The following is a 6433-nucleotide window of genomic DNA, read 5'->3' as shown; positions in this document are numbered from 1 at the left end:
CCCCACAGCTTTACACCACCAAGGCAAGACATTCACGACTCAGATCGAATCACTGAATTGTCGACTCAGGCATTACCTGGCCCGATTGCACCGTAGGACGCTGTGTTACAGTAAATCCAAAAGGATGTTAGAAATTTCTTTGAAACTGCTCATCCATAAAATTAACAATGCTCAGTCGCCAACACCAAAACTCTTAAACATTCTGAAACTTCAGGGATTCAGGGGAAAATTTTACTCATCTTCTCTAAGAGAGTTTTTGCATCGAAGGGTTTTACGATGTAATTATTCACACCTGCCTTTGCTGCAGCAACAATATTTTCCTGAAGAGCTTCAGCAGTAACCATCAAAATTGGTAGATGTTTGAGTTCTGAGTCAGAGCGTATCATTTTCACCAGTTCAAGGCCTGTCATCTTTGGCATATTCCAATCTGTTATTACAAAATCGACCTTTTCTGATTTCAGTTTTTCCAAAGCTGTAGTTCCGTCATCCGCCTCAATCGTTTTGTTGAAGCCCAGTTGACGTAGGATGTTCTTTACAATTCTGCGCATTGTCGAAAAGTCATCAACAATCAGAATAGTCATGTTTGGATCAGCAGGCATAAAGATATTCTTTCACATCATGTTAAAAAACTGCCTTACATCATGCAAAGCATGCTTGATTCACGAGGATCTTTAGATTGGACCTGATAACATTATGGTTGTCTCATTCTCGGAATTCCACCCTCAAATATCCTCATCTTTCTCGAACGCAATGGTTCTGGATATACTTTGAAACGATGGTACCTATTGGACCCAGCTTCATGCACAACTTGATGTAGGCCCTCATAATCAAATTTTTTGGATGGGAAAGGCTCTCGATAAGCAATTTGAGAGACCAAATTTTTGACCACCCTGCCAGTTTTAGGTTGAGGAGAATAGGTAGTAGTCTGAGCAAATAGATTTGATGAAAAAATCATCAAGGCTACATGGAGCCAAATTTGGCGTAACATGAACAACTCCTGAAAGAAAGAGTTAGTCTTGTCGCCCCCGAACCTCCATGTACGGTCGCGCTCAATTCTATTTCTAGTATGTCATTTCTTGTTGCAGGCGGGCTCTTGGATTTGGGGGAGTTCTTGGTGCCAGGGCCCTGTCACAAAGTCCGTGATCATTGTAGTTTATCACCCTTCTCATTGGTGGATCCGATGATTCATAGGTACAACTATCAACCTGATGTTGCCACTGAGTCGCACACCCATCAAGAATCAATGAAGATAACATCATAACGATGAAGACGGAAAAATTACATCGGAATTTTCTCATATTTGAATTTCTAAAGAGGAAAAAATCTTAAAATGCTTGTGAGTCTGAAGGTCGCTGCAACTTTAGATGGCAAAATTGCGACGGGTTCTGGCATTTCAAAATGGATCACAAGTGCCAAATCTAGGCAACTGGTACATCGATTGCGTCATGAACATCAAGCCATATTGATTGGCAGCGAAACGCTTTTGAAGGACAATCCCTCACTTAACACTCGTGGTATTCATCAAGGTACTTCACCAATTAAAGTTATCATGGACGGCCGTGGGAGAATGCCCAGACAAGCAAAATGCTTGCGAGACGATGAATCTAAAACCATTTGGGTTGTTGGGAGAAAAGCACCAGATCCCGATTGGGAATTGCCCGCGAATCTCATAAGGCTGACTAGCCCCGGTGTTCGCCCAGAGATCTCATGGCTACTATCCCAACTTGAAAATTTTGACATTCATTCAATCTTGGTTGAGGGGGGCGCTCAAGTTCATGCCAGTTTTCTCAAATCAAAACTCGTTGATAAGATTTACCTTTTCCTTGCACCTCGTATTCTAGGTAATGAAGGTCTCTCTTGGTGTGGTGAACTTGAAATCGAAAGCTTGATGGACACCTTCAATTATAAAATTATTAGAATAGAACAACTAAACCCAGATTTGCTATTAGAACTGCAACCAATAGAAAGGTTGAATGACTGAAGTGCTAAGAATTGATCCCATTGAGGAGGCTATTGCTGAAATTAAAGCCGGTAGAATGATTGTTTTAATCGATGATGATGATCGGGAAAATGAAGGAGATCTAGTTTGTGCAGCTGAGTTGGTGACCCCTCAGATTGTTAACTTTATGGCAACTCACGCCCGAGGACTAATTTGTCTAGCTCTAGATACTCAAAGAACAAAACAATTGGATTTGCCACTAATGGTGGCTCACAACCAGACAGAACATGGTACTAACTTTACTGTGACAATGGAGGCTGCAGAAGGAGTTTCTACAGGGATATCTGCAGCTGATCGCGCTCACACGATTCTTACCGCAATGAAATCCAATGCCTCACCATCGGATATAGTAAAACCCGGACATATATTCCCCTTGAAAGCAAATGAAGGGGGTGTTCTCAAACGAGCAGGCCACACTGAAGGTGCTGTAGATCTTTCTAGAATCGCTGGATGCAGACCAGGGGGGGTAATCTGTGAAATAATGAATGATGACGGATCTATGGCGAGATACCCCGAGCTTCGCCAGTTTGCTGATCAACATGAAATGAAGTTATCAACAATAGCTGATTTGATCAAATATAGAACTCATCATGAGAGCGTCGTTAGAATTGACACAGAAGCGAATATGCCCACTCAATTTGGCAATTTTAAAGTCGTTGGATTCTACAGTGAGGTTGACAACAAAGATTATGTTGCCTTGGTAAAAGGAAAATGGTCAGAGGATGATGCGGTGTTAGTCAGAGTTCATTCTCAATGTTTGACTGGTGATGTGTTTGGATCTCAAAGGTGTGACTGTGGACCTCAACTCCAAAGTGCTATGGAAATGGTGGAGGCAGAGGGGAGAGGAGTCATTCTCTACCTACCGCAAGAGGGAAGGGGCATCGGTTTACTCAATAAAATAAGAGCTTATCGCCTTCAGGAAGAGGGAATGGATACTGTGGAGGCGAACCATCACTTAGGTTTCAAAGATGACCTTCGTGATTACGGACTAGGGGCTCGTATGCTCAGTCTATTAGGTGTACGAAGAATGCGCTTAATGACTAATAACCCACGAAAAATCGTAGGAATCGAGGGGCATGGCCTGGAAATTGTTGAAAGGATTCCACTCGAAAAAGGACAGCATCCCAACAACGCTAAGTATTTGCAGACTAAACAAGATAAACTTGGGCATTTCATTCAAAAACATGGTGGAGCAACCCCACAATGAAATCCTTCATGACCCGGGCAGTTATTGCCCTAGCTGCTCCCATCACCTGTTTTGGATGTTCCACAACGGACAACTGGGCTATTCACCAGATTTATGAACATGTGGAGGAGAACCCACCACAATTACAAAAAATACTGGCAGATACCTATCGAAAAGATGAAATCTACAGAGACTACAATACGAAAATGATTGCTGCTGGATTATTTCGCAGCGAAGAGTATCGCCAATTTTTGATAGGTTCTATCCAAAGTTCATATCAATTGGATGAAGCTGCCAGTCTCGAAATTTCACTCGACCAAAAGCAACAATTTGCTAACCAATTTGAATTTCTCTTAATGATATATTCAGGAAGTAACGAAAAAACTGACTTCGGCAAAAAAGATTCTATATGGCAAGCAAGGCTTTATGATGACGATGGAGATAAAGTGGTTCCTACAAGGATTCAAAAATTAAAAAATACAGACAAAGAAAGAGTGCTTCTAGGTAGTTATTTGAAAGAGTTAGATCGTTGGGTGGAAGTCTACAATCTTAGTTTTCCAAAATTAAACAAACCCGCAACAGGGGTTAAACTGGGCTCTGAACCCTTCAGATTGGAGATAGCTGGTATTGAAGGTCGATTAGAATTCAATTGGGAAGACGCCAAGAAATTCTATTAAATTCAGTTTTCCCTGATAAAATTGACAATCAAGCTGAAATCAATTTGCACCCTAATGAATAAAAAAACTATTTCAAAATCAAACTGAAAGCTTCACATACTAGTCACAACAAATATTCCCAAGAAGGAAGAGTAATTGGATTTTGATATTTAAATATTTACAATTTTTGAGAGAGATCCTCCATAGAGTTCGCAAAAAAAATTCAAACTGGTATCAATACCTTATGGCTTAATACCTGATATAATTATTAAAAAAATCGTTTGATTTCAAAAATTGATTCTCGTAAGGTCTTTCACATCAGTTCAACACGAACTTACACGTTGCTGAATTGAGAGGCAGCAACGTACCCTCCTCTCGCGCTGAGCCGCTGCTGGATGCAACTTCATGGGCCTATATTAGGTCCTTCCATTGACGGATTCACATCTTTACAAATTATTTAATGGTTTGACTAGGGAGTCGACCACCTGAAATTTGGCATGGTTCAACTAATGTCAACTGTTTTCATTGGGAAACTCCTTTAATAGATTGATTTTCTCTGATAGGTCAAAAAATTCGCTAATCGAACTTATCCTGAAGGGTTACTCACGCGGCATCACTTTTGATAGGTGCAGAGTGATCCTCCAGCTTCTTCGGACTCTGGGGGAGTTTGGTGGGGCAATAAGGATATCCAATTGGACTTGGATGCTGAGTAAAAGATGGATCTTGACAACAACCGGTGGAAAATCTGCAAATCTAAGCTGAGGGAATCGCTTCCTTCAGGGTGTAGATCAAATTGGTTGGATGCCCTACTGCTGGTGAAAATCACTTCCACAAAGGTCGTTTTCGCCGGAATCCCCCACGAACTACATCGGCTGGATATTAAGAACAATCACGAGGCCCATCTCAGGTCTGCACTTGCAGACTCCTACCCTGAATTTGGAGCGTTTTGCCGAAAGAAATTTGAATACCTAGTAGGTTCTAAAGGAACATCAAACTTAGCTATTCAGGAAGAATTTCTATTCGAAAATGAAGAATCTGAACATTTTCAAGTAATAGATTCATCAGAGTTGTTCACCAACAAGGAGGCCAATCCTGTAAGCGTAATTGCGAATTATGAATCCCGCCGATTTAAGGACTTTGTAATATGTGAATATAATCAATTAGCGTTCAAAGCTGCAGAGCAGATCCTTATAAATCCTGCTAAAAACTTTAACCCATTTCTTATTTATGGAGTTGAAGGTATAGGGAAAAGTTATTTGCTCCAAGCTCTTGCTGAGGAGTGGCTGAAAGAGCATCCTGAAAGTAAATTAATGATGCTTAGCGCTGAGAATTTCTTGAATCAGTTCATTCAAGATATTCGTAGCAACCAGATGGTTCAATTCCGCGAGAAATTCAGAAACACAGATATTTTGATCTTGGAAGACGTCCAAGTGTTGAGTAGTTCACCACAATGTCAGCAGGAATTGAAACATACCATAAGCAGTCTCAAGGAATCTGGCAAACAGGTTATCCTTTCGTCCAACAATTTACCCAGCAGAATTTCAGGGCTCAACTCCACTCTCGCAAATAAATTGGAATCTGGGCTTTCACTAGATTTACCATCTCCAGATCGCAAGTCCTGCCTTAAAATACTTCAGAGTAAAGCAAAAGATTCACGAATCGAGTTGAGTGATGAGATTTGCCACTACTTGATTAGTAACTTACCTCCAAACATATGTCAGTTGGAGGGGGTCTTAATCCGTTTGGGTGCACACTCATCACTCATGGGTGAGGAAATCTCTTTGGAACTAGCAAAGAAATTGATAACCAGTGCTAGAGAAATAAGCATTGAACAACAGCAATCTCCTGGGAACCTGACTCCCACTTTTGATAGATCTGAAGACGACGTTATTCAGCATGTCAGCAATGCACTGCGCTTGAGTTTGAAGGATATCAAGTCTGGTAGAAGAGATCGGAGAGTAATAAAAGGACGTCAATATATTGTATACATTCTGACAGAAGATTTTGGGATGTCATTGAGTCAGATCGGTCAGTTTCTGGGGCGTAGCCATTCAACAATTCACAATGCTCTGAAGAATGCCCAAAAAAGTATGGAGATTGATGAGGTCTATAAGCGTCAAGTATTTGCGATTCGTAAAGGAATCAATTCTTCAAATAATCAATTAGTGACTTTGCAGACTTCTCAATCTTCAGAAGACAACTTATTTAACTTGAATCATTTAAATCTTAAAACTGGTTCAATCTAAGAGATCATTTTCCTCTCCACATCACCTGGAGAGGCAGCTTCATCCTAATTCTCTCTTAGCAAAATACTCTTAAAAAGAACTAGATTTGCAAATTCCAATTCTGTAGAAACTTTCCCCCTGAGGATATCTTTTCCTTTCCCTGAGTGATTAATCACTCAGGTTTTCCCGTCCCATTTGATAAACTCTGGCCATTTTTCAAAGGCAGTTTTCCTCTTTTTTGAAAATATAGAAAAACAGTTGAAATTTGGGCTGAAGATCAACTTCAATGGGTCTGTCCTTACGGGTACCATCAAAATCCTTCTAAAATCAACCTTCTGAGATTTATTAGATTCAAAACAGAAAGGAT

General features: G+C 40.5%; 5 protein-coding genes and 1 pseudogene. 5 read left to right on the top strand and 1 reads right to left on the bottom strand.

What is annotated here, in order from left to right:
• Positions 1-163, top strand: a pseudogene (locus P8O70_22205) (IS1 family transposase).
• 55 nt (positions 164-218) lie between these two features.
• Here the strand turns inward: P8O70_22205 and P8O70_22200 are convergent.
• Entirely contained in the window at positions 219-599 is a 381-nt protein-coding gene (locus tag P8O70_22200; protein MDG2199551.1) for a chemotaxis response regulator CheY, read from the bottom strand.
• Between the two features lie 731 nt (positions 600-1330).
• On the opposite strand from P8O70_22200, the gene P8O70_22195 reads away from it, so the two are divergent.
• The 4 genes from P8O70_22195 (at position 1331) to P8O70_22180 (ending at position 6087) form a co-directional block, all read left to right on the top strand.
• The gene (locus P8O70_22195) at positions 1331-1981 is read left to right on the top strand and encodes a RibD family protein (GenBank protein MDG2199550.1); all 651 of its coding nucleotides are present in this window, start codon (positions 1331-1333) and stop codon (positions 1979-1981) included.
• Positions 1974-3206, top strand: a complete 1233-nt coding sequence (locus tag P8O70_22190; protein MDG2199549.1) for a bifunctional 3,4-dihydroxy-2-butanone-4-phosphate synthase/GTP cyclohydrolase II — start codon at positions 1974-1976, stop codon at positions 3204-3206. Before P8O70_22195 ends, P8O70_22190 begins: the two co-directional genes overlap by 8 nt.
• A 101-nt stretch (positions 3207-3307) precedes the next feature.
• The gene (locus P8O70_22185; protein MDG2199548.1) at positions 3308-3862 is read left to right on the top strand and encodes a hypothetical protein; all 555 of its coding nucleotides are present in this window, start codon (positions 3308-3310) and stop codon (positions 3860-3862) included.
• A gap of 794 nt (positions 3863-4656) precedes the next feature.
• Entirely contained in the window at positions 4657-6087 is a 1431-nt protein-coding gene (locus P8O70_22180; protein MDG2199547.1) for a DnaA/Hda family protein, read from the top strand.
• The last annotated feature ends 346 nt before the right edge of the window (positions 6088-6433 follow it).

The organism is SAR324 cluster bacterium, assembly GCA_029245725.1.
Classification (GTDB): Bacteria; SAR324; SAR324; order SAR324; family NAC60-12; genus JCVI-SCAAA005.
This window is presented reverse-complemented; position numbering and strand designations above follow the sequence as displayed.

Coding starts and splice junctions, on each gene's coding strand:
- P8O70_22200 (MDG2199551.1), bottom strand. CDS start 599: ATGCCTGCTGATCCAAACATGACTATTCTGATTGTTGATGACTTTTCG.
- P8O70_22195 (MDG2199550.1), top strand. CDS start 1,331: ATGCTTGTGAGTCTGAAGGTCGCTGCAACTTTAGATGGCAAAATTGCG.
- P8O70_22190 (MDG2199549.1), top strand. CDS start 1,974: ATGACTGAAGTGCTAAGAATTGATCCCATTGAGGAGGCTATTGCTGAA.